General features: G+C 68.9%; 24 protein-coding genes and 1 riboswitch. Of the genes, 5 read left to right on the plus strand and 19 right to left on the minus strand.

The window, feature by feature from the left end:
- Together J4O73_RS13065 and J4O73_RS13070 are read left to right on the plus strand one after the other, a co-directional pair.
- Entirely contained in the window at positions 1–252 is a 252-nt protein-coding gene (locus J4O73_RS13065; protein WP_426217935.1) for a DUF4926 domain-containing protein, read from the plus strand.
- A complete protein-coding gene (locus J4O73_RS13070; RefSeq protein ID WP_426217937.1) occupies positions 249–590 on the plus strand; it encodes a DUF6883 domain-containing protein in 342 nt (113 codons plus the stop codon). Before J4O73_RS13065 ends, J4O73_RS13070 begins: the two co-directional genes overlap by 4 nt.
- 64 nt (positions 591–654) lie before the next feature.
- On the opposite strand, the gene J4O73_RS13075 is transcribed toward J4O73_RS13070, so the two are convergent.
- The 13 genes from J4O73_RS13075 to J4O73_RS13135 form a co-directional block, all read right to left on the minus strand.
- The gene (locus J4O73_RS13075) at positions 655–1,542 is read right to left on the minus strand and encodes a phytoene/squalene synthase family protein (protein ID WP_426217938.1); all 888 of its coding nucleotides are present in this window, start codon (positions 1,540–1,542) and stop codon (positions 655–657) included.
- Positions 1,542–1,940 (minus strand): Mth938-like domain-containing protein, encoded by a 399-nt coding sequence (locus J4O73_RS13080; protein WP_426217940.1) that lies wholly within the window; start codon positions 1,938–1,940, stop codon positions 1,542–1,544. Before J4O73_RS13080 ends, J4O73_RS13075 begins: the two co-directional genes overlap by 1 nt.
- A gap of 12 nt (positions 1,941–1,952) precedes the next feature.
- Positions 1,953–2,894, minus strand: coding sequence for a protein translocase subunit SecF (gene secF / locus J4O73_RS13085; RefSeq protein ID WP_426217942.1), 942 nt, complete (start codon positions 2,892–2,894; stop codon positions 1,953–1,955).
- Between the two features lie 231 nt (positions 2,895–3,125).
- Positions 3,126–4,730, minus strand: coding sequence for a protein translocase subunit SecD (gene secD / locus J4O73_RS13090; protein WP_426217944.1), 1,605 nt, complete (start codon positions 4,728–4,730; stop codon positions 3,126–3,128).
- Positions 4,731–4,809: 79 nt separating this feature from the next.
- Entirely contained in the window at positions 4,810–5,145 is a 336-nt protein-coding gene (gene yajC, locus J4O73_RS13095; protein WP_426217946.1) for a preprotein translocase subunit YajC, read from the minus strand.
- Positions 5,146–5,398: 253 nt separating this feature from the next.
- A complete protein-coding gene (locus J4O73_RS13100) occupies positions 5,399–5,899 on the minus strand; it encodes a cupin domain-containing protein (protein WP_426217948.1) in 501 nt (166 codons plus the stop codon).
- 184 nt (positions 5,900–6,083) lie between these two features.
- Entirely contained in the window at positions 6,084–7,211 is a 1,128-nt protein-coding gene (locus J4O73_RS13105) for a DUF2778 domain-containing protein (protein ID WP_426217950.1), read from the minus strand.
- Positions 7,212–7,378: 167 nt separating this feature from the next.
- Complete coding sequence (locus J4O73_RS13110; RefSeq protein WP_426217951.1) at positions 7,379–8,683, minus strand: AmpG family muropeptide MFS transporter; 1,305 nt, start codon at positions 8,681–8,683, stop codon at positions 7,379–7,381.
- Positions 8,683–9,033, minus strand: a complete 351-nt coding sequence (locus J4O73_RS13115; RefSeq protein ID WP_426217953.1) for a metal-sensitive transcriptional regulator — start codon at positions 9,031–9,033, stop codon at positions 8,683–8,685. Before J4O73_RS13115 ends, J4O73_RS13110 begins: the two co-directional genes overlap by 1 nt.
- A gap of 116 nt (positions 9,034–9,149) precedes the next feature.
- Positions 9,150–10,001, minus strand: coding sequence for a manganese catalase family protein (locus tag J4O73_RS13120; protein WP_426217955.1), 852 nt, complete (start codon positions 9,999–10,001; stop codon positions 9,150–9,152).
- A 308-nt stretch (positions 10,002–10,309) separates the two neighbouring features.
- On the minus strand, positions 10,310–13,918 hold the full coding sequence (gene mfd / locus J4O73_RS13125) for a transcription-repair coupling factor (protein ID WP_426217957.1): 3,609 nt from the start codon (positions 13,916–13,918) through the stop codon (positions 10,310–10,312).
- 110 nt (positions 13,919–14,028) lie between these two features.
- Positions 14,029–14,271 carry a hypothetical protein gene (locus tag J4O73_RS13130; RefSeq protein WP_426217959.1) on the minus strand — a complete coding sequence of 81 codons (243 nt, stop codon included), beginning with the start codon at positions 14,269–14,271 and terminating at the stop codon, positions 14,029–14,031.
- A gap of 11 nt (positions 14,272–14,282) precedes the next feature.
- Positions 14,283–14,579 (minus strand): succinate dehydrogenase assembly factor 2, encoded by a 297-nt coding sequence (locus tag J4O73_RS13135; RefSeq protein ID WP_426217961.1) that lies wholly within the window; start codon positions 14,577–14,579, stop codon positions 14,283–14,285.
- A 149-nt stretch (positions 14,580–14,728) separates the two neighbouring features.
- Here J4O73_RS13135 and thiE point away from each other — a divergent pair, with 149 nt between their 5' ends.
- The 3 genes from thiE (at position 14,729) to J4O73_RS13150 (ending at position 16,985) form a co-directional block, all read left to right on the plus strand.
- Positions 14,729–15,445 (plus strand): thiamine phosphate synthase, encoded by a 717-nt coding sequence (thiE, locus tag J4O73_RS13140; protein WP_426217963.1) that lies wholly within the window; start codon positions 14,729–14,731, stop codon positions 15,443–15,445.
- On the plus strand, positions 15,442–16,245 hold the full coding sequence (gene thiD, locus J4O73_RS13145) for a bifunctional hydroxymethylpyrimidine kinase/phosphomethylpyrimidine kinase (protein ID WP_426217965.1): 804 nt from the start codon (positions 15,442–15,444) through the stop codon (positions 16,243–16,245). Before thiE ends, thiD begins: the two co-directional genes overlap by 4 nt.
- Positions 16,246–16,346: 101 nt before the next feature.
- Positions 16,347–16,985, plus strand: a complete 639-nt coding sequence (locus J4O73_RS13150) for a helix-turn-helix domain-containing protein (RefSeq protein WP_378972279.1) — start codon at positions 16,347–16,349, stop codon at positions 16,983–16,985.
- On the opposite strand, the gene J4O73_RS13155 is transcribed toward J4O73_RS13150, so the two are convergent.
- The 6 genes from J4O73_RS13155 to J4O73_RS13180 form a co-directional block, all read right to left on the minus strand.
- A complete protein-coding gene (locus tag J4O73_RS13155) occupies positions 16,960–17,892 on the minus strand; it encodes a homoserine O-succinyltransferase (RefSeq protein WP_426217967.1) in 933 nt (310 codons plus the stop codon). The genes J4O73_RS13150 and J4O73_RS13155 overlap by 26 nt on opposite strands.
- A 34-nt stretch (positions 17,893–17,926) precedes the next feature.
- Positions 17,927–18,032: riboswitch (SAM-I-IV-variant riboswitch) on the minus strand.
- Positions 18,033–18,099: 67 nt separating this feature from the next.
- Positions 18,100–18,681, minus strand: a complete 582-nt coding sequence (locus J4O73_RS13160; protein ID WP_426217968.1) for an ABC-type transport auxiliary lipoprotein family protein — start codon at positions 18,679–18,681, stop codon at positions 18,100–18,102.
- Between the two features lie 130 nt (positions 18,682–18,811).
- Positions 18,812–19,894, minus strand: coding sequence for an MlaD family protein (locus J4O73_RS13165; RefSeq protein ID WP_426217970.1), 1,083 nt, complete (start codon positions 19,892–19,894; stop codon positions 18,812–18,814).
- A 4-nt stretch (positions 19,895–19,898) separates the two neighbouring features.
- Entirely contained in the window at positions 19,899–20,696 is a 798-nt protein-coding gene (locus J4O73_RS13170) for an ABC transporter ATP-binding protein (RefSeq protein WP_426217972.1), read from the minus strand.
- 140 nt (positions 20,697–20,836) lie between these two features.
- The gene (locus J4O73_RS13175; protein WP_426218368.1) at positions 20,837–21,913 is read right to left on the minus strand and encodes an ABC transporter permease; all 1,077 of its coding nucleotides are present in this window, start codon (positions 21,911–21,913) and stop codon (positions 20,837–20,839) included.
- A 207-nt stretch (positions 21,914–22,120) separates the two neighbouring features.
- Positions 22,121–23,290, minus strand: coding sequence for an MFS transporter (locus tag J4O73_RS13180; protein WP_426217974.1), 1,170 nt, complete (start codon positions 23,288–23,290; stop codon positions 22,121–22,123).
- Positions 23,291–23,346: the final 56 nt, after the last annotated feature.

The raw sequence follows: 23,346 nt of genomic DNA on the forward strand, positions 1-23,346 counted from the left end.
ATGCCGGTGGATACGCTTACCATCGTGAGGCAGGCTGAGCCTGACCTTCCCCTACGCGACCTTGATCGCGTCGCCCTGACGGCTGCGGCCATCACGGATGACGGCGGCCGGATGGAAGTTGGCACTCAGGGTACCATTGTCGGAATTTGGCGCGGTGGGGCCGCGTATGAGGTCGAGTTCGCCGACCCGCCGGGAACCCTGGCAACGGTTGAGGCCGGGAACCTTCGTCTTGTGGAGCACGCGCCCGCTTGAGCGACCTGCCATGGCCGTCGAGCTTCTCGCTCGACCCGCGCAAGGTCGTCCATTACCTGCTCGATGAGTTCCATCTGGAAGGCGGCCCGAAAGCCCGTTTCTTCCTGCGTTTCGGCTTCGAAGCCGCCGCTCCGTTCGATCTGGCCTCGGCGCTGATCGCTCACCCGACTTGGGATACTTTCGTCACCAAGACGGTCTCGGAACGGGGCGATGTGAAGCTCGCCTTCGAAGGCCCCATCACAGCGCCGGACGGACGCACGCCCCACATCCGTACGGTCTGGCGCCTGGACGAGAACGGCGCAGCCCGCTTCGTCACAGCTGTCCCGCTGACGCGTTAGCGAATCGGAGGCTCCCAAGTAGCGAGCGACCCAGCGGGTGTAGGGCGGTGCCCTGCGGGGCACCTCAGCCGTTGCGGCGCGAGGTCCGCCACAATCGCCACACCCTGCGCCAGCGCGGCAGGTCGATGGCGGTGTTGAGCGGGTCGTAGGACGTCCGCTCCATCAGGGTGAGATAAGGCTCGACCAACGCCATCGGCAGGAAGGCGGCGCGGGCGGCGGGCGCGATGGTCGGACGCCCCGCCTCGTAGGCGGCGAGGTGGCGGCGGGCCAGGTCGCGGAGATCCGCGCAGGCGCCGCGCAGGCCCGGGCCACCCCGGCCGGTCACGATGTCCTCGCGGGTCACGCCGTAGCGCCCGAGGATGTCGGCAGGAAGATAGACCTGCCCGGCGCGGGCGTGCCAGGGCAGGGCGCGGAGCAGCCCGGTGATGCCGTAGGCCACCCCTGCATGACCGGCGGCGGCTGCGCCGCCGGGCTCGGCGCCGCCTCCGATGATCAGGCTCGCGATGCGGAACAGGGCCGAGGCGGTCTCACCGCAATAGCCTTCGAGGTCGTTCACCCGCGGCATCGGATCCTCGTAGAGGTCGAAGACGCGGGCATCGATCAGATCGACGAAGGGCTGGCGGCTGAGGCGATTGACCTTGATCGCCTCTTCCAGCGCGGCCGCGACGGGGTTGGCCTTCACGTCGCCCCGCGCTTCACCCTGGAGGGCGTCGCGCCACCATTGCAGGCGGATCTCCCCGGCCATCGGGTTCGATGCGGCCTCGCGCACCCGCGCGACGGTGAGGCTGAAGGCGTAGAGGGCGAAGAGGTGCGGGCGCACCGCCGCCGGGGCGAAGAGGGTAGCGAGGTAGCGGTCGGGGTCGCCCTCGCGCACCAGCGCCTCGCAATGGCTCTGCGCGAAGGGAAGGCCGGTCTCACCCGTCGCCGTCTGGTCCCGCGCCACCTCCGCCATCAAGCGACCGCGATCAGGGCGGCGGCGACCTTACGGTTCTCGCCCACCAGGATGTTGTAGGTCCGCGCGGCGGCGCCCGTCTGCATCACGTCGAGGCCGACGCCCACATCCTTCAGCCAGCCGCGGAGGGCGGGATCGATGGCGGCGATGTCGAGTCCCGTGCCGACGAGGAGCAACTCGATCCCCGCCGCCTCGGCCTGAACCGGACGGAGGGCGTTGCGGTCGATCTGCTGCGGCGCCGTCACGGGCCACGCCCGGACACCGGAGGGAAGGAGCAGGATCGAGCCACGATGCGACATCCCGGCGAAGCGGAAGCCGCCATTGCCGTAGGTGTCGATAATGTGCCGCCCCGGCACGAAGCCGGATTCGAGGTCGTTCAGGCTCTCCCGCTCGGCCATGTCGCGATCAGATCACTCGGCGGGTTGCGGGACGCCGGACCGCTCGGAGGCCGCGCGGGCGCCCGACAGCATCAGTCCCAGATAGATCAACACCGGAGTCGAGATGAAGATCGCCGAATAGGTGCAGATCAAAACGCCGCACAGCATCACCACCGCGAAGCCGTTGATCGCCTCGCCGCCGAACAGCACGAGGGCCAGCAGCGACAGGGAGGACGAGATCGAGGTCATCACCGTTCGCGACATGGTCGAGTTGATCGACAGATTCAGCAACTCGACCGTGGGGATGGTCTTGTAGCGCCGCATGAGTTCGCGGGTCCGGTCGAACACCACCACCGTCTCGTTCAGCGAGTAGCCGACGATGGTGAGGATGGCCGCGATCGAGGTCATGTTGAACTCGATCCGGGTGATGATGAATACGCCGACGGTCAGCACGATGTCGTGCAGGGTGCCGACGATGGCGCCGAGCGCCAGTTCCCGCTCGAACCGGAACCACAGGTAGAGCAGAACCGCGATGACCGAGAGCACGACGCCGATCGTGCCCGACTGGACGAGCTCGCCCGAGACGCGCGGCCCCACCGTCTCGGTGCGGCGGAAGTCGTAATCCTTGTCGAAGGCGGCGTGCGCCTTCTGCATCACCGCGGTCTGGCCCTGCTCGCCGCTCTGGAGCGGCAGGCGCACCAGCACGGTGCCTTGATTGCCGAGCTCCTGCACCTCGGGCTCGCCGAAGCCGAAGCCCGCCGCCGTGTGGCGGATCGCGGCGACGTCGGCCGTGCCCGACTTGGCCTGCAGCTCGACCAGGGTGCCGCCCTTGAAGTCGATGCCGAAATTCAGCCCGACGGTCAGGAACAGCATCACCGTCGCGAGCGACAGCAGCGCCGAGAGCGGGAAGGTGAAGCGCCGGAATCGCATGAAGTCGAAATGCGATTCGTCGGGCCAGAGGCGAAGCAGGCGCATGGTGTCGGACCTAACGTGTGGAAGCTCTGACAGCGCCCGAACCGCTCGTTCCGCCCGCTATCTTCATCCTGAGGTGCGGCGAAGCCGCCTCGAAGGAGGGCTCCAAGGATCGCGGAGCCTTCGGAAACCCTCCTTCGAGGCCCGCCAAGGCGGGCACCTCAGGATGAGGTCGCGGGGAAAACGGCGTGTCTTGAGGGCGTCCAGCAATCTCCCGAAAAAGCAAACAACGGATCAGAACGGCAGGACCTTCGGCCTGAACGTCTTGTACCACAACGCGATCATCATCCGGGTGAGGGTCACGGCGGTGATGACCGTGGTGAGGATGCCGAGGATGAACACCACGGCGAAGCCCTTCACCGGACCAGAGCCCATGAAGAACAGGATCAGGGCGGCGATCGCCATGGTCGAGTTCGAGTCGATGATCGTCGCGAAGGCGCGGTCGAACCCAGCCTGAAGCGCCGAGATCAGGGAGCGGCCCGCGCGGGATTCCTCGCGCATGCGCTCGTAGATCAGCACGTTCGAATCGACCGCCGTGCCGATGGTGAGCACGATGCCCGCGATGCCGGGTAGGGTCATCGTCGCCTCCAGCACCGACATCAGGCCGAGGATGAGGCCGACGTGGACGATGAGGGCGATGTTGGCGATGAAGCCGAACGTCCCGTAGGTCGCGAACATGAAGGCCACGACGAGACCGGCGGCGACCAGCGTCGCGAGCTTGCCCGCCTCGATGGAGTCGCGGCCGAGGCCGGGCCCGACCACGCGGCGCTCGACGACGGTGAACTTGGCGGGCAGGGCGCCGGCCCGGAGCAGCACGGAAAGATCGTTGGCCTGCTGTACGGTGAAGTTGCCGGTGATCTGGCCCGAGCCGCCGGTGATCGCGGAGCGGATGACAGGCGCCGAGACGACCTCGTTGTCGAGGACGATGGCCATGGGGCGACCGATATTCTCGCTCGTCGCCTGACCGAAGCGTTGGGCGCCGCGCAGGTTGAACTTGAAGCTCACCATCGGCTCGCGGGTCTGCTGGTCGAAGGAGGGCTGTGCGTCGGTCAGCTCACTTCCATCGGCCATCACCCGGCGTTCCACCGGCACCTTGGCGCCCTTGTTGTCCTTGGAGGGCAGCATGTCGACATCACCCGAGGGGCTGTCGGCGAGCATACGGAATTCGAGCTTGGCGGTGGAGCCGAGGAGCTTCTCGAGTCTCTCGGGGTTCTGCTCGCCCGGCACCTGGATCAGGATGCGGTCGGCGCCCTGCTGCTGGATCGAGGGCTCGGTCGTGCCCGTCGAATCGAGACGGCGGCGGATGACCTCGATGCCCTGGCTCACGGCCCGCCGGGTCCGGTCGGTGATGCCCGCATCGGTCATGGTCAGGCGGACGATGCCGCCCGGCTGCTCGGTGACGTCGAGGGTGCGCGCGCCGGTCTGGCCGATGGAGGTGGCGATGGGCGCGGCGAGGTCACGCAGCTTCGGCAGGGCCTTGGCCCGCGCCGCGTCGTCGGAGATCTTCACCTGAACGCCGCGCTGGAGCAGCTGGATGCCGCCATCGGCGCGTACGTTCTCCTGCTGGAGGGTGCGACGCACGTCGTCGCGCAGGGACTTGGCCTGCGAGGCGATCAGATCGTTCTGATCGACCTCCAGAAGGAGCTGCGAGCCGCCCTGAAGGTCGAGGCCGAGGACGATAGCCCGGGTCGGGACGATCCAATGCGGGAACCACGGCGGCAGGCTCGCGAGGAAGCCCTTCCGCTGCTCGGGCGAGAAGAAGCTCGGCACGGCCAGCGCCAGCCCCACCAGGATGACCGCGAGGGTCGCGGCGATCTTCGCACGGGAGAAGCGCAACATCGGCGGATCGTTTCTCTATACCGGCCGGCGACTTGCGCCGACTCCCTCACGTGATGACCGAACGGTTCCGGTACCGTGCTCAAGCAGCCTTGACGGGGCCGCCCTTGGCACGAACCTCGGAGATCATGGAACGCACGATCCGCACGCGGACGTTCGGCGCGATCTCGACCTCGATCTCGGGGGAATCGTCCTGGGACTTCGTCACCCGGCCGACGAGGCCGCCATTGGTGACGACGGTGTCGTCACGGCGCACGGCCTTGATCAGCGCCTGATGATCCTTGACCCGCTTCTGCTGCGGCCGGAGGATCAGGAAGTACATGATCACGAAGATCAGGACGAAGGGGATCACCTGGAAGGCGATCTCCGCTCCGCCGGCGGTCGCGCCGGCCCCTTGCGCGAAAGCGGGGGTGATCAACGTGCATCTCCTGCGTACGGAAGGCCGGCCCGCCACCGGCCGGCGTCGCCGGGCGTGGCGTCGTCTGAGCGGTGAAAGGCTCGGCGAAAAGCGCGCGGACTATAGCCAGCGACCTCCCGAAAGCAACGGCCCCGGCGTCCCCCGCCCATGCTTATTCGACGGCGGCGGCCAAACGCACGCCGTCAGGCGCTGCAATTGGTCACGCGCCGGGACGGCGCCCAAGCGCGGATTCCAGTGGGAAGAGCCGTTCGTTTCAACCGGTGACGAGGGCGCGGACCTGCTTCAGCCAGCGCATCGGCGCCTCGACCGTGGACGGGCTGCGGTGCTTCAGGATTGCCGATTTCAGCAACTCCTTCGGCACCTCCCAGGTCTGGATGGCGCCTTGCGGGAAATGCGCCACGTCCCCGACACTCAAGTGATGACGGGTGCCGTCCGCATCGGTCACGAAGACCTCGCCCCGGAGGATGGTGACGATCTCGTCGGACTTGTGGGTCCAGTTGAAGGTGCCCGCGGTGACACGCCACAGGAAGACCTGGGCGCCCTCGTCCTCCGTCCGCGAGACCTCGACGGCTTCGGCCACGGGATTGCCCGACACGACCCAGTTCGCGGGGATCGGGGACGGCTGGAACGAAGCCGCTTGCGGACGCATGGCGGTGCTGCCGAGCGCCCGGCCGCCCTCGTAGACCTTGGCCTCGGCATAGGCTCCGGCCGCAGCGGCGGCGCAGAGCAGGGCAGCGACAAGAGTCTTCTTCACGGCCGGTTCCAACCTTCGTTCGAAGCGTTCCTGCAACGAACCAGCAACATTGACCAGCCGATTCTCACGTTTTCGCGATACAGAGCGCCCTTATCAGTAATATACAGCACTCATCGTTTATTATTAACCAATCGTCGTGCGAGCGCATTAAGCACGTATGTCGCCGACGTAGGAATTGAGGCTGCTAGCGCCTGCGGTCGGCAAGATCGATTCGCGGCGAGCGGTTGCCTGCGACGACGATCAGGCGCCGGACCTCGCCGCGCAGGTAGGAGCGCAGGAAGCGGTCGTAATCGCGGAACACGACGCATCCGTTCGAGGCACCCGGCTGGGCGCGCAGCATGTAGGTATGGGCGAGGATGCCGTCGCGCCCGTGGATTGCAGCACTGCCGCCCACCGGCGTGAGGCGGATCGCCCGCACGCCGTGGAACGGGGCCTCGCGCTCCCGCATGTCGTAGGTGCCGGGCGGGGTCGCGCCGCGCATGCGGACATGCACGTAGCGCGGATCGTCCATCAGGTCGCCATAGCCGGAATGGGCTTCCAGCACCTCGCCGCTCGGCAAGGTCACGGTGCTGGCGCTGATGTCGTAGACCGCCACGCCCGCCGAGGTGCTGGCGGACGGGCCGGGGATGAGACGCTCGCGCGGCGAGGCCACCGCGTCCGGGTTGGCATAGGCGAGGGCCTGGGCCGAGCCCTGACCGCTCGACCCCGCATTGCCGCCGAACAGGCGCTCGAAGAACGAGGGCTCCTCGGGCGCGATGGCGGCGCGGAAGACGTCGCGGGTGCGGGGCAGGGCGCGGCGGGCGGCGCGAGCTGGGGCGGGAGCGAGCGCCGCCACCTGTGCAGGCATCGGCGCCGGAGCCTGGACCGCAGCCGGAACCGCCGCAGCGAGGCCCGCCGGGCGGCGGATCGGCAGGGGCACGAGAGTCGGTTCGGCCGAGGCGACGCGACGGACCGGCGTCACGGCAGCGGGCGTGGCACGGATGGGGGCGGGGACCTCGGCCACGAGGGACGGGCGAAGGGCCACGGATGTGTTCAGTGCCAGCACCGGCAGGTCGCGCACGAAGCCGCCCGCCGCACCCCGGCCCAGAGTGGGGGTAGGATCGAACACCCAGGCGAGATCGGGATGGGAGGTCCGCAGCGGGGCGGACGCCACCGTTTCATCCCGGGCGGCACCGGAAAGGCGAAGCGCGTCATCCCCGTGGGAGCGGTTCAGCACCGTCCAGCCCGCTGCCGCCAATGCCGTCAGGCAGGCGAGGGCGGGGAGGGGCGAGCGGCGCCGACGGGTGCGACGCGCATACGCGGTGCTGGACATGACGACATCGCCCTGTTCGCCCCGCCGGGCAGCCGCCGTCCTTCGCTGCGGAGCGGGTCCGCACGCGTCGGCCGGTCGGGCCGGATCACCCGTCTGGGGAAACTCAACCGCTGCGATTAAGCGGGCATCAGGGTTAATCTCCGGCTAAGGCCGAACCGGAAATCCGCTCAACCCTCCATCGGCCCGTGCCGCCGGGCGACGAACACGCAGAGCGCCGCGACCGGCAGCCCGATCAGCGCCGTCCCGACGAAGAAGAGCGGGAAGCCGGTCTCCTCGATGACGAAGCCGGAGAAGCCCGCGAGCACGCTGCCGGGCAGGGCGCAGAGGGAGGTGAGCAGGGCATACTGGCTCGCCGCGTGCTGCGACGAGGCGAGGCGCGACATGTAGGTGATCAGCACGATCGAGGCGAAGGCATAGGCGAACCCGTCGATGCCGACGCTCGCCGCGAAGGTCCAGAAGGCGGCCCCCCCATGACCGCCGTGCCACGCGAGATAGGCCAGCGCGAGATGGGAGGCCGAGGCCGCCACCGTGCCGATCAGCAGGCTCGCCATCATGCCGATCCGCTGGATCACCGCGCTCGCCAGGAAGGTGCCGGCCAGGGCGATCCAGAAGCCGAACAGCTTCGTCACCGTGGCGATGTCGGTGTTCGAGTAGCCGAGATGCTTGAACAGCGGGATCGCCATCGCGTTCGACACGTAGCCCGGCATGCGGAACCCGGCCACGAGCAGCAGGACCGGCACCGCCAACGGTCCGAGCCGGGCCTTCAGGTCGCGGATCGGCGACCAGACCGTCTCGACCAGACCCGCGCGGGTCGGCTGGCCCTCCAGGGAGGGTTCGGGTGCGAGCAGGGCGGCGATGGTGCCGGGTGCCATCAGCGCGGCCATGCAGAGATAGGCGACACGCCAGCCATAGGCATCCGCGAGGTAAAGCGCCCCGGCCCCTGCCGCGAGGTTGCCGCAGCGGAAGCCGATCTCCACCCAGGAGGACATCAGCGCCTGCCGCTCGACAGGCGCGACGGCGATGCGCCAGCCATCGACCACGATGTCCTGCGTCGCCCCCGCAACGCCGAGCGCCAGGGAGAACACCACCGTCCAGGCGAGCCAGTGGGCGGGGTCCCCGAAGGCGACACCCGCGAGAGCCGCCGCCACGGCGAGTTGCGAGGCGACGATCCAGCCCCGGCGGCGGCCGATCAAGCGGCCGAGGAGCGGCGGGTCGTAGCGATCGAGGAAGGGGGCCCAGAGGAACTTGAGCTTGTAGGCGACGGTGAGTTCGCTCAACAGGCCGATGGTCGCCAACGGCACCTTAGCCTCGCTGAGCCACGCCGATTGGGTCGAGTAGACCAATAGGAAGGGCATGCCCTGCGCGAAGCCGAGGCCCAGCACCGCCGCCACGCGGATATCGGTGAAGAGCGGCGCGAACAGGCCCGGCTTGTCAGCCCCCGTGTCGGCGCCTTTGGTTGTCGCCTCGGCCATCAGCCGTCGAACCGCATCGCCGCGCGCAGGACGCGCATCACGTCATCGACGGCCACGGCCTCGGATGCCCCAGATTTGGACGCCCCAGACTCGGCGGCGACCCTGACGCCCACCGTGACGTGCTGGGCGATGATCGCCATGGCCACCTCGCGCAGGGCGGCCGTGAGGGCGTTGATCTGCTGCACCTCGTCCAGACAGTAGCGGTCCTCCTCGATCATCTTGCGCAGGCCACGGACCTGTCCCTCGATCCGGTTCAACCGCTGGATCAGGGGCCGCTTGGCGGCCTCGCCACGCGTCAACTGGATACGGTCGCCAACGACCTCACCCTGAACCTCGGACTCGCTCGACATCCCCGCTCCGTTCGGACACCCGAGCTTCCCGTAACATGAGTTTGATTTCCAGGCGGAATGGGGCCCGCCGCCGCCTTCGGAACGACGGCGGGCCACACATCACAATGGCTCGAGTTCTACATCTGCTCGACTTGCGCGCCGCTGTCGGGACGCGCCGGGCCGAGGACCGGCTCCTCGCCCATCGGCTTGTTCTTGAACGTCGTGTAGGTGCCCTTGCCGTCCAGCGACGGCCCTTGCGTCCACCGCCCCTCCGGCGTCGTGCCGTCCACGGAACTGACGTAGAAGTTGTAGGCGTTCGCGGTATCCTCCTGTTCCTGCGGGAAGGAGTTCGGGATCGGCAGGGCGCCCTGGTGGCCGCCGAGTTCCTCAATCACCGCCAGCCATTGCTGCTGGTGCATCGTGTCGCGGGCGATCATGAAGTGCAGCATGTCCTTCATGCCGGCATCGTGGGCCGCGTTGTAGAGGCGAACCGCCAGCACACGGCCGGTGCTCTCGGCGGCGACGTTGCAATACATGTCCGCCGCGAGGTTCCCGCTGGCGTAGATGTGGCTCATGTCGAAGGGCACACCCTCGCAATTGGCCGGGAACGCCGCCATGCCTGTCGAGAGGATGTGCCGGTGGAGCATGCCCTCGATCGTGTGCCGGGGATTGCCCCCGCCCATCACCGCCCCGACGACACCATCGGCCGCACCTTCTTCCTGAAGGGTCGCAGGCGCCTTTTCGAGGTTCAGGGCGACGGCGGTCGCCAGCATCTCGATATGGCCCATCTCCTCGGTCGCGGTGTTGAGGAGCATGTCGCGATACTTGGTCGTCGGCCCCCGGGCGCCCCAGCCCTGGAAGAAATACTGCATGCAGACCCGGATTTCTCCCTCGATCCCGCCGATCGCCTGCTGGAGCATGCGTGCGTAGATCGGATCGGGGTTCTCGACCTTCACGGGATACTGAAGGCGCTTGTCGAAGTAGAACATGGAGGCACTCCCTGCGGGTGCGGACAGCCGAGATACCCCTGGGGAGTATCTTGCGGCCTACAGGGTGAACCTCATGGATTCGAGAAGGTTCGGTCGGGCGAGGGAGAAAAGCGGAATGCGCATCGCTCTTTTCCGGCACCTTCTCCATTCCAAGATGCCGAGAAGCCGACCCTCACCCTCATCATGAAGTGCCGCGAAGCGGCCTGGGAGGGTTCCAGGGATCGCAGAGCCTTCTGGAGACCTCCTTCGAGGCCCGGCAGGCCGGGCACCTCAGGATGAGGGCGAGGACATTGAAATCGGCCAATGTCCTACGCGGCCTTCTTCCCCCGCTCGGCGATCTTCACGAGGCTGCGCAGCACGTCGGTGGCGATCTTCAGGCGCGACGGGATCGAGGGCAGTTCGCGCACGAAGACCACACTCATGTCCGGGCGCACCTTCGCGAAGGAGGCCTGCTCCGCGACGAAGGCCACGAGACCGGTCGGGTTGGCGTAGGATCGGTCGCGGAAGTGCACGACCACGCCCTTCGGCCCGGCCTCGACCTTCTCCACGTTGGCCTTGAGGCAGAGGATCTTGATCGTGCCGATCTTGAGCAACTGCTCGACTTCCGGCGGCAACGGGCCGAAACGGTCGATCATCTCGGCGCCGAAGGCCTCCATCTCGGCATCGTCCTGGATGGTGGCGAGACGCCGATAGAGGCCGAGGCGGACGGTGAGATCCTCGACGTAATCCTCCGGGATCGTGACAGGGGCGCCCAGCGCGATGGTGGGCGACCACGCCTCCTCCGGCACGTCCTCGATGCCCGCTTTCAGGGCCGTGACCGCGTCTTCCAGCATCTGCTGGTAGAGTTCGTAGCCGACCTCCTTGATATGGCCGGACTGCGCATCACCGAGCAGGTTGCCCGCGCCGCGAATGTCGAGATCGTGGCTCGCAAGCTGGAAGCCCGCGCCCAGCGTGTCGAGGCCCTGAAGCACCTTGAGCCGCTGCTCGGCCTGCGGCGTGAGCTGCCGCCCGGCGGGCGTCGTGAACAGGGCGTAGGCCCGCGCCTTCGAGCGGCCGACGCGGCCCCGCAACTGGTAGAGCTGCGCGAGGCCGAACATGTCCGCCCGGTGGACAATGAGCGTGTTCGCGGTCGGGATGTCGAGGCCCGATTCCACGATCGTGGTCGAGAGCAGCACGTCGAACTTGCCCTCGTAGAAGGCGGTCATGACGTCTTCGAGCTGCCCCGCCGCCATCTGGCCGTGGGCGACCGCAACCTTGATCTCCGGCATCTCGGCATCGAGGAATTTCTTGACCTCCGCGAGGTCTTCGATGCGGGGCACGACGTAGAAGGATTGCCCGCCGCGATAGCGCTCGCGCAGCAGCGCCTCGCGGATCGAGAGCGGGTCGAACGGCGTGATGAAGGTGCGCACCACCAGCCGGTCGACCGGCGGGGTCGCGATGATCGACAGTTCGCGCACCCCGGTCATGGCCAGTTGCAGCGTTCGTGGGATCGGCGTCGCCGAGAGGGTCAGCACGTGCACATCCGCCTGGAGCGACTTCAGCCGCTCCTTGTGGGAGACGCCGAAATGCTGCTCCTCGTCCACGATCAGCAGGCCGAGATCCTTGAACGCGATGGTCTTGGCGAGCAGGGCATGGGTGCCGACCACGATGTCGACTGTGCCCGCCGCGAGCCCGGCCCGGGTCTGCTTCATGTCGGCGGCGGACACGAAGCGGGAGAGCTGGGCCACCTGAACGGGGAGCCCCTTAAAGCGCTCGGCAAACGTACGATAATGCTGTCGGGCGAGCAGCGTCGTCGGCACGATCACCGCCACCTGCTTGCCCGCGATGGCCCCTGCGAAGGCGGCCCGCAACGCCACCTCGGTCTTGCCGAAGCCGACATCGCCACAAACCAGCCGGTCCATGGGGCGGCCCGCATTCAGGTCGTCCAGCACCGCATCGATGGCGTTGGCCTGATCCTCGGTCTCCTCGAACGGGAAACGGGCGGCGAATTCCTCGTAGAGGCCCTCCGGCGGCTTGAGCAGCGGTGCCTTCTTCACGAAGCGCTGCGCCGCGACCTTGATGAGCTCGCCCGCCATCTCGAGGATGCGGCGCTTCATCTTGGCCTTGCGCGCCTGCCACGCGCCACCGCCCAACCGGTCGAGGGCGACCTCGGAATCTTCCGAGCCGTAGCGGGTCAGGAGTTCGATGTTCTCGACGGGCAACAGGAGCTGCCCGCCGGTATATTGCAGTTCCAGGCAATCGTGCGGGGCGCCCGCCGCGTGGATCGTCTTGAGGCCGATGAACCGGCCGATGCCGTGGTCGGCATGGACCACGAGGTCGCCCGGCTGAAGCGCCTGGACCTCCAGGATCACGTCCTGCGGGCGCTTGGCCTTGCGCTTCTGGCGCACCAGCCGGTCGCCGAGGATGTCGCCCTCCGACACCACGGCCAGCTCGCCGACGGTGAACCCGGCCTCCAGGCCCCACACCGCCACGGCCGAGTCGGTGCCGCGCTTCAGGGCATAGACATCCGAAAGGCGGGTGATTGCCACGGGCTTCTTGAGCCCATGGTCGGCGAGCACGCCGCAGAGCCGGTCGCGGGAGCCGTCCGACCAGGATCCCAGGATGACGTGATGACCGGATCCCATGAGATCGCGGATATGGGCGACGGCCGCATCGAACACGCTGGCATGCTCGTCGGCTCGCTCGGGGGCGAAGCTCCGGCCGGGCTTCGCACCGCAATCGATGACGGCACGCTCGGGCGAATCCGGCTGGTCGAAGGGCGTCAGCCTCGCGACCGTGGCGGTCGAGAAGCGCTCCTTCAATTCGTTGGGCGTTAGATACAGGGCGCGGGGCGGCAGGGGCTTGTAGGGTGCCACGCCCGCCTGCGGATGCTTCAAAGCGGTCTCGCGGGCCTGGAAGTAATCCTGCACCAGGGCGAGACGCTCGGTGGCTGCCTCCTCCACCTGCGGATCGAGCAGGAGCGGCACTCCGCCGAGATAGTCGAACAGTGAATCGAGGCCGTCGTAGAAGAGCGGCATCCAATGTTCGAGGCCGGCATAGCGGCGGCCCTCGCTCACGGTCTCGTAGAGCCGGTCGTCGCGGGTCGCGGTGCCGAAGCTGCGGATGTAGTTCTGCCGGAAGCGCCGGATCGTTTCGGTGGTGAGTTGCACCTCACTCATCGGCACGAGGTCGAGGGAGCGCAGCTGACCCGTCGTGCGCTGGGTCTCGGGATCGAAGGCGCGGATCGATTCCAGGGTGTCCCCGAAGAAGTCGAGCCGGATCGGCGCGGGCAGGCCCGGCGGCGACAGGTCGAGGATGCCGCCGCGCACGGCGTATTCGCCGGTATCGCGCACGGTGCCGGTGCGCAGGAAGCCGTTGGCCTCCACCCAGGCGACGATGTTGTCCATCGCCACCGCGTTGCCGATGGCCGCCGAGAAGGTCTCGCGGGCGATATGCGCCTTGGGCGGCACGCGCTGCACCAGGGCGTTGATGGTGGTGCAGAGGATGCGCGGGCGTTCCTCGGAGGAGCGAGTCCGGGCGAGCCGGGCGAGGGCGGTCACGCGCTGGGCGGCGACGCCGGTCGTCGGCGAGGTCCGGTCGTAGGGCTGGCAATCCCAGGCGGGCAGGGACATCACGTCGAGTTCGGGGGCGGCGAAGCCGAGCGCCGCCTGGAACGAGGCCGAGCGCCCCGAATCGCGCGCCACGTGCACCAGCACCGCCGCGCCCTTGGAGTCCGGCGCGAGCGCCCGGGCGAGGTCGGCGGCCACGACGGCATCGAACCCCTCGGGCACGCCCGCCAGGGTCGGGCTGTCACCGCGCTTGAGCGCGTCCATGGCCTTGGCCAGCGCGGAGGATTTCGGAAGGGCGAAGCGGGCGACCTGCGGCTTGGGCGCGGGCTTGGGCGCGATCGGTGGCGACTTCGGTTGGGGCTTGGCCATCGGGGCTCGTTCGCGAAATGTTCGTCCGTCGACTCGGAAGCGGCGGATGGGGCGGGCGTTAGCCCATCGCGCCGCGCCGATCCAGGGTTCCGTCCGCGCCTGCGGTCTGCTCAGGCCTTCTGGCCGACGATCTCCCGCAAGGCCGTTTCCACCCGGCTGCGGAAGAAGTCCGCGTTGGGCATGCCCTGGGTCATGGCAGCGGCGTTCTCACCCGCCTGACGCAGGATCTCGGCGCGGAGCGACGGGTTGGACCGCTCCAGCAGGTCGAGCATCACCCTCACCACCAGTTCGGTGGCGATGGAGCGGGCGGGATGGTCGTAGGGCGCCTGCGGCGCGGCCTTGTCTTCGCTCATGGCGGGCTCCCTCACGAATGGATTGGCGCGTCGTGGTGGTGGAAGTCGCGCAGGCGGCGCCACACCGCCGTGTCGTAGTTCGAGGGCGTCTCGGCCTCGCCGGTCAGCCACTTGAACAGGTCTCGGTCGGGCACCTCGATCAGGGCCTCGAACTCATCGAGCTCGCTCTCGGACAGGTTGCCGATCTCCGCATCGGCGAAGCGGCCCATGATCAGATCCATCTCGCGGATACCCCGGTGCCACGCCCGGAACAGGGTCCGGCGGCGGCGGGGGTCGAGGTCGGCGCTCGTACGGGTGGTGCCGGACATGGGTCCCAAGCCTTTCCATTAAGGGATTTGGGAGGTGAAATACGCCTGCCGGGTGCGGGTATCCAGTGTGCGCGGTCGGCCCTTGCCAACCCGCCCGGCGCTTCGCAAACACACTATCGGCCGCGACGCGGCGCGGGCGGAGGGCTCAGATGCAGGCGGGCGGGACGATGGGCAGGGCGGAAGCCGGGGCGCGGGCGGTAGACCTGCGACTCTACGGCCTCCTCGATACCGGCGTGAGCGGTGGCGACGGCGCCGTCCTCGCCCGCCTCGGGGCGGAAGCGGTGGCGGGCGGCTGCACCCTGCTCCAGTATCGCGAGAAGGACATCACCGATGCTCGCGCCACGCTGGAGCGCCTGCGGGCGATCCACGTGGCGATCGGCGGGCAGGTGCCGCTCCTCGTCAACGACCGGGTCGACCTCGCCCTGGCGGCGGGGGCGGACGGGGTGCATCTCGGCCAGTCGGACATGCACCCATCCGATGCGCGGCGGCTGCTCGGCCCCCAGGCGATCATCGGCATCACGGTGAAGAACGCCGCCCATGCCGACGAGCTCTACCGGTTGCCGGTGGACTATGCCTGCATCGGCGGCGTCTTCTCCACGACGAGCAAGGACAATCCGGACCCGCCGGTCGGCCTCGATGGGCTGTCGCGCCTCCTGTTCCGGGCGCGGCTGGCGCGGGGGCCGGGCCTGCCGGTCGGGGCCATCGCCGGGATCGGCGCCGACAACGCGGCGCAGGTCATCGCCGCCGGAGCGGACGGCGTGGCGGTCATCTCGGCGTTGTTCGGCGCCGAGCCGGTGCGCCAGAGCGCCCGCCACCTGCGCGGGCTGATCGATGAGGCCCTCGCGCAGCGCGGAGCTGCCCGATGACCGCGATCGCGCTCACCATCGCGGGCTCGGATTCCGGCGGCGGCGCCGGCATCCAGGCCGACCTCAAGACCTTCTCGGCGCTCGGCGTCTACGGCGCCAGCGTCGTCACGGCGCTGACGGCGCAGAACACGCGGGGCGTGCAGGGCATCCACGACGTGCCCGCCGCCTTCGTGGCCCAGCAGATCGACAGCGTCTTCTCCGACCTGAAGGTCGGCGCGGTGAAGATCGGGATGCTGTCCCGGCCCGACGTCATCGCCGCCGTCGCGGAGGGGCTCGCCCGGCATGCGGGCGCCATTCCCGTGGTGCTCGATCCGGTCATGGTCGCCACCAGCGGCGACCGGCTGATCGCGGACGAGGCGGTGGCGGTCCTGCGCGAACGCCTGCTGCCGCAGGTCGACATCGTGACGCCGAACCTGCCCGAGGCCGCCGTGCTGCTCGGCGAGGAGCCGGAAGACGACGGCGCCGCCCTGGCGCAGCGGCTCCTGACCCTCGGAGCGCGGGCGATCCTGGTGAAGGGCGGCCACGGGACCGGGCCGGAGAGCGTCGATCACCTCGCCACGCAGGACGGCGTGGAGCGGCGCCTCGCCGCGCAGCGGGTCGAGACCCGCAACACCCACGGCACGGGCTGCACCCTCTCGGCGGCCATCGCCGCCCTGCTGGCGCGGGGCCTTCCCCTCCCGGACGCCGTCGCCGGGGCGAAGGATTACCTCACTGCCGCGATCCAGGCCGCCGACCGCCTCGCCGTCGGCCATGGCCACGGCCCGGTGCACCATTTCCATGCTTGGTGGCAGCCGACCTGATGTGATGAGCGGCCACCGGAACCTTGCGCCCGTCATCCGTTTGCGTTTGAAGAAACATACGATCGTTCGATGAACGGAACGACCGGGCGGATCGAAGGGCCATGCGAGATCAGGTGGAACGGGCGGAAAAGCCGGAGCGGGTCAGCAAGACGCGGGACTTGCTGACCGGTGCGCAGGCCTTGTCGGGGCAACTCGGCAAGACGATCCAGCGTCTGCGCAAGGCCTACAATCTGTCCCTATCGGACCTCGCGGAGCAATCCGGCGTCGCCAAGTCGATCATCAGCCAGATCGAACGCAACGAGACCAACCCGACGCTCGCCACCATCTGGCGGCTGTCGCAGGCCCTCGACGTGTCGATCGAGCGGGTTCTCGCGGCGGGCGACGAGGAGCCCTTCATCGAGAAGACCTCCCGTGCCGACACGCCGATCCTCCTCTCCGAGGACGGCAAGGTGCGCCTCGCCATCGTCGGCTGGATCAAGACCGTCGAATGGCTGCAATGGTACGAGGTCACCGCCGATCCGGGCGGCGTCCTCGATTCCGATCCGCACCAGCGCGGCTCGGTCGAATCCCTGTCGGTCAGCGAGGGTGTGTTCGAGGTCGAGGTCGGCGGCACCCTGCAGCGGGCGCGGCCGGGCGAGACCCTGCGCTATCGCTGCGACCGGCCCCATCTCGTGCGCTGCACCGAGGGGCCGGGCCGGGCGACCATGGTGGTGATCATGAAGGCCGCCGTGATGGAGTAAGACCGCCCCCGATCTCCGCGAGATCGAACGGCGTGGTCTGGTAGATCGTATCGATCCAGTTGCCGAAGAGCAGGTGGGCGTGGCTGCGCCAGCGGTTGACCGGGGGCCGCGCCGGATCGCCGCCGGGGAAGTAGTTCGCGGGCAGCACGCCATCGGCATCTCTGGCGAACTCGGCGGCGAGGGTGCCCGCCTCGTATTCGAAATGGTTGAACACGTGCAGCGCCCTCTGGGCGGGGTCGTGGAGCAGGCAGATCCCGGTGTCCGGGCTTTCGAGCAGCACATCGAGGCCGCGTCCGGACGGGATGTCATCCCGGCGGATCTCCGTCCAACGCGATACCGGCACGACGCACTCGTCCGAGAAGCCGCGCAGGAACGGCGAGGCCGGGACGAGAACGTGGTGATCGAACACGCCGAACGCCTTGCGCGGCAGGACGTGCTTCGGAATGCCGTGGAAGTGATAGACCGCCGCCTGCGCCGCCCAGCAGATCGTGAGGCAATGATGGACGTGCGAGCGCGTCCAATCGAAGATCTGCCGTAGCTCGTCCCAGTAGCCGACCTCCTCGAAGGGCAGGTGCTCCACCGGCGCTCCGGTGATGATGAACCCGTCGAACCGCTCGGCGCGGACGTCGCTCCAGGGCCGGTAGAACGCATCGAGATGATCGGCCGCGGTGTTGCGCGAGACATGCTCGCTCATCCGCACGAGGGTCAGCTCGATCTGCAGGGGCGTGGCCCCGAGCAGGCGCGCGAGTTGCGTCTCGGTGCTGATCTTGTTCGGCATGAGGTTGAGGAGCCCGATCCGCAGCGGGCGGATATCCTGGCGGACGGCGTCGGTCTCGCGCATCACCACCAAGCCCTCGGCTTCGAGGGTGCGGGTGGCGGGCAGGTCGTCGGGGATCTTGATGGGCACGTCGTGTCGGTCCGTTTGCGGAGCGACAGGCGTGGCGTGATCCGTTGGTTGCCGGCTCGGCCACATCCTCCTTGCGGAGCGCCACCTTGCCCGGAACGGCAGGTTGGCGTTGGGCGTCGCCCCAACTCTTGATGCTGAGGCGGCTTCTAAGGCCAAGTCGCTTCGTTGGCAATCGGCAGGGAGCGTTCTCCCCGCGCCGTCCAGGCTTTACCGCCCGGTATTCACCCAGCGCACGATGTCGCCGAGCACCGTCACGAGGGCTTGATCGAGAGCCTGGGCACCCGAGCCCGCATCGACCTTCTGCACCGGCACCCGCGCCGTGAAGATGCGCGCCGCTGCGACACGGCCGGTGCCGTCGGCCACGAGCTTCAGGGACAGGTCGACCACGGCCTCGCCTGTGGAGGTCTGGATGTCGAAGGCGCGGATCTCGCTGATGAGCTGGTAATCGGCCGCGACCTTGTCGCCCGGACGACTCACCGAGCGCAGACGCCCCGAATTTTCCAGGCTCTGGATGATCCGGGTCTGGATCAGGCGGGGCAGGCGGTCCGCCCATTGGCCACCACCGAGAAAGGACAGCGAACCGCCACCCTCGCGCACGATGATCCGGTCCGCCTCGAAGGGTTGGATGCCCACGGGTTCGGAGACGACGATCGCCCGGCCGGACGCGATGGACCGCCCGCCTGCGGGGAGGGCGGCGAGGTCGAAGGTCAGGGGAGTGGCACCGCCCGCGCAACCGCCCAAGAGGGCGGCGGCGAGCAGGGTCACGGCCGGAAGTACCGATCGGATCATACGCACAACCTGTCACATCCCGTCGGAAACCGACAGGACTCCGAAGCTATGCAGCTCAAACTACGCAGTAACTGAAAAGCTGCGGTGCGCCTCAGCACAAACGTGGCCGGAGCCGTCTTTGGCAGGGGAATCAACGGCCGCCGTTGTATTCCGGCAACGACGGCTTTCCGCCGAATATGACCTGCGAGGGATCTCGCTCCAGGCTGCGCACGGTGCGGTTGAGCGTACCCAGGGTCCGCTGGCCGTCGCCGGACAAGGCCTCGACTTCGCGGCGGCTGCTGCCGGAGAGGCGGCCGAAATTCGTCGAGATGCTGGCGGTGCGCTTGTCGAGGTTCTCCGACATGGTGCGGAAGGCCTTGCCCGCCTCGCGGATCGAGACCGCCGCCTCGCGGATCTCGGCGAAGGTGCTGGTGCCCTGCTGGCCCGAGGCCGAGCCGAGGAAACCCTCCGCGCCCTTCAGCACGGCGTCGATCCGGTCGGCGGAGGCGTCGAGCTTGGCCGCGAGCGAGCGGGCATCGTGAAGGCCCGCCTGGATGTCCGGCGCGGCGCTGGCGAGGGCGGAGGAGAACTTGTCGGCGTTCTCGACGACGCGACCGAGGCGGTTGCCGTCGACCGCCTTCACGAGGCCCGAGATGGCGGGCGCGGCATCGGCGAGGTTCTTCGAGAAGACTTCGACATTGGCGAGCGCGCGGGCGATGGCGCCCTCGTTGCCCGCGACCACCCGGTCGAGATGGGCCATCATGTCGTCGGCCCGCTGCGCCACTTGGCGGGCCAGGGCCATCATGTCCTGAACGTCGGAGCTCTGGGCGAAGATCGTCGCGGGCTCGCCGTTCGCGCTAGGCTTGAGGGGCGCCGCATCGGCGTCGCCGCCGGTGAGGGCGATCACCGACACGCCGGTCAGCATCGCCGAATCCAGGCGGGCGCGGGTGTCGGACTTGAGCGGCGTCGAGGGTGCGACCTTGACCATCGCCATGACCCGCCGGGGATCGTGGGGCGCGAGGTTGATGTCCGTGACTTCGCCGACCTTGATGCCGTTGAAGGTCACGCTCGAGCCGCGCGACAGGCCGCCGACCGAGCCGGAGAAGACGATGCGCACCGTCTCGCTGACCTGCCGGGACGAGCCCCCCGCCAACCAGAGGGTGAAGCCGAAGCCCGCCAGGATGACGGCGAGGGTGAAGGCCCCGATCAGGGCGTAGTTCGCGCGGGTTTCCATGAGGTCAGCCTCCGGTCGCGGCGATGGGGTGATCCTGGTGCGGCGCTCCCGCGACGGCGCGGGCGCGCTTGCCGTGGAAGTACGAGCGCAACCAGGGATGAGGGTTCTCCAGCATCTCCTCCACCGTACCGGCGGCGATGATCTGGCCATCGCCGAGCGCCGCGATGCGGTCGCAGGCGGTGTAGAGGCTGTCGAGGTCGTGGGTGACCATGAACACGGTGAGCCCCAGCGTCTCCTTGAGGGTGGAGACGAGGTCGTCGAACTCGCCCGCGCCGATCGGGTCGAGGCCCGAGGTCGGCTCGTCGAGGAACAGGATCTCGGGGTCGAGCGCGAGCGAACGCGCCAGCGCCGCGCGCTTGATCATGCCGCCGGAGAGTTCGGAGGGCAGCTTGTCGGCGGCGTCGGGCTTGAGGCCGACCATCTCGATCTTGAGCCGGGCGAACTCGTCGAGCAGGCGCTCGGACAGCTTCAGGTGCTCGCGCATCGGCACCTGGATGTTCTGCTTCACGGTGAGCGAGGAGAACAGGGCCCCCTGCTGGAACAGCACGCCCCAGCGGGTCTCCATGCGCCGCCGCTCGGCATAGGTCAGGCCGTCGATGTCGCGGCCGAACACCTCGATCGTGCCCGAGCGCTTCGGCACGAGGCCGAGGATCGTGCGCGTCAGCACCGACTTCCCCTGTCCCGACGGCCCGACGAAGCCCAGGATCTCCCCCCGGCGGATGTCGAGGTTGAGACCCTTCAGGATCGTCTTGTCGCGGAAGCCGACCACGAGGTCGCGCACGCGGATGATGGTGTCGTCCATGCCGCCCATCGCTCAGCCCCCCGTCTTTGCGAGCGCAGCGAAGCAATCCAGAGATGCGCAAGGTCCGAAAGCGGCCCGCTGCCCTGGGTCGCTTCGCTGCGCTCGCGATGACGGAGTGGATGGGAGCAACGGCATGTGGCTCAGAAGTCGATGGCGGCGAAGAACACCGCGAACAGGCCATCGAGGACGATGACCATGAAGATGGATTTGACGACGGAGGCCGTGACGCGGCGGCCCAGCGATTCCGCCGAGCCCTCGACCGCGAAGCCCTCGATCGTGGCGATGAGCCCGATGGTGAGCGCCATGAACGGCGCCTTGATTAGTCCCACGGTGACGTGGTGCACGCCCACTGCCGCCTGGAGCCGGGCGAGGAACTGATCGACGGTGAGCCCGCCATAGACCATGGCGGTGAGGCCGCCGCCCGCCAAAGCCGCGAGATCGCCGATCAGCGTCAGCATCGGCAGGCTGATCATCAGGGCGAGGATGCGGGGAACGATGAGGATCTCGGTGGCGTCCAGGCCCATGACCCGCAGGGCATCGACCTCCTCGCGCATGCGCATGGAGCCGATCTCGGCGGTGATGGCCGAGCCGGACCGGCCTGCCACCATGATGGCGGTGAGCAGCACGCCGAGTTCGCGCAGGATCAGCAGGCCGATCAGGTTCACGACGAAGGTTTGCGCGCCGAACCGCTGAAGCTGGAAGATGCCCTGCTGCGCGACGATGCCGCCGACGAGGAACGAGATCAGGATGATGATCGGCGCGCCGTTCAGCGCCATCTGCTGCACTTGGTTGACCACCGCCGTGCCGCGGAAGCTCCGGGGCCGCAGGGCGACCCGGCCACAGGCGGCCACGACCTCGCCGAGAAAGGCCACGCCGGTCGCGAATTCCTGCCCGCCGCGCGCCACCTGCCGCCCGAGCCCGTCGAGGAAGCCCAGGGCAAAGCCGAGACGCCGGGGCGGGGCAGGGGGCTCGCCGCGGATCACCACCTCGCCCAGAAGGGTGCGATGCTCGGGCCGCGCCCGGAGATAGGCGAGGCTGCCGCCCGCCGCCTCGACCTCGGCACGGGTCCGCTCCAGCACCCAGGCGCCGAGGGTGTCGAGCCGCTCGACATCGCCCAGATCGATCACGAGGCGCGCGGGTCCGCCCGTCACGATCCGGGCGGCCGCAGCCTCCACGGCGGGCGCCTGATCGGCGGTCCAGCGTCCGCCGAGGCGCATCCGCCCGTCAGCCGCTTCCGTCAGCGATGCCGTGCCGGGCGCGAGCCCTTCGGTCAGCACGAGCGGATCTCCTTCCCAGACGCGTGTTTCACGATCCATGCCGCTCCCGCGCCGGGAGCGGATCGTAGGGCCGAGCTTGCCCCGCCCCGTCCGTGTGCGAGCACACGGCCGCGTGACCAGCCATGCTGCGTCATGGTTATGACGAGATTACGGTTGACCGTTTCTTGCCGGAATCCTCGCCCGCGCGGCCGCCATGGCCAGGGCGACGCCGAGGCCCGAGAGCGGCGCCATGGCGAGGAAGGCCAAGGGTCCTGCCTCCCGGTAGACGAGCCCGCTTATGAGCGTCGCGCTCACCGCGATTCCTGCATTCACCGCCGAGAGGGTGCCCTGCGCCCGGCCGCGTGCGCCCTCCGGCGCGAGGCTCGAGACCGCCTCCATCGCGCCGAGTTGGGTGGCGCCGAAGGTGAGCCCGTGCAGCATCTGGAGCGGCACGAGGGTCTCGATCCGGTCACCGACGAGGAACAGCCCCGCCGCCCGCAGGATGCCCGCCGCGCCGCCGAGCGCGAGGAGCGGTACCGGCCCGCGCCAGGAGGCGGGCAGGCGCGGCGCCAGGGCGAACAGGACGATCTCCGCCAGCACGCCGATCGCCCAGAGGGCGCCGACCTCCGTCGCGGAGAGGCCGTGGGCGGTCCAGTAGATGCTGCCGAAGCCGTAGACCGCCGCATGCCCCGCCTGGATCGAGGCGGCGGCAAGGATGCACAGCCATAGGCGGCGCGGCAGGCGAGGGGACGGGCCGCCCGCCGCCCGGCGGGGCGCCTCGGCCGGGGTCCGGTCGAGGGACGCGGTGAGGCAGGCGATCAGGGCGAGACCGGTGAGAAGGATCGGCACGGCGAGCTTGCCGCCGAGGGCGGCGAGCAGCGCCCCACCCGCGAGGTTGGCGGCGAGGAAGGCGATCGAGCCCGCCATGCGGATCCGCGAATAGGTCAGGCGGGCATCCCGCCGCGCGGCGGACAGGGTGAGGTAGTCGATGGACGGCACGAGCGGCGCGGCGGCCACCGCGTTCAGCACCGTGAGCACCGCCAGAGCGGGCCAGCCCAGGGACGAGGCGGGTGCCATGATTCCGTAGGTCACCGCGACGCCGAAGCTGCCCGCGACGATCAGGCGTCGCGCGCCGAGCCCCCTGTCGATCAGCCCCATCAGCGGCGCCGTCGCGACGATCCGCGTGGCGATGGGCAGGGCGAGCAGCAGGCCGATCACCCCCGCATCGAGATCGAGCGTGGCGAGCCAGACCGGCAGGAACGGCATGGCGATGCCGATCTCGGTGAAGACGACGGCGTAGAGCAGCGACAGGCGCAGCGCGCCGGAAGAGGCTGGCACGGAGGAGAGGAGGGGCTGACAGGAGGCGCCTTCGTAAGCGCGCGTTAAACCACGTC

The organism is Methylobacterium sp. NFXW15, assembly GCF_049887755.1.
In the GTDB taxonomy this organism is placed as follows: Bacteria; Pseudomonadota; Alphaproteobacteria; order Rhizobiales; family Beijerinckiaceae; genus Methylobacterium.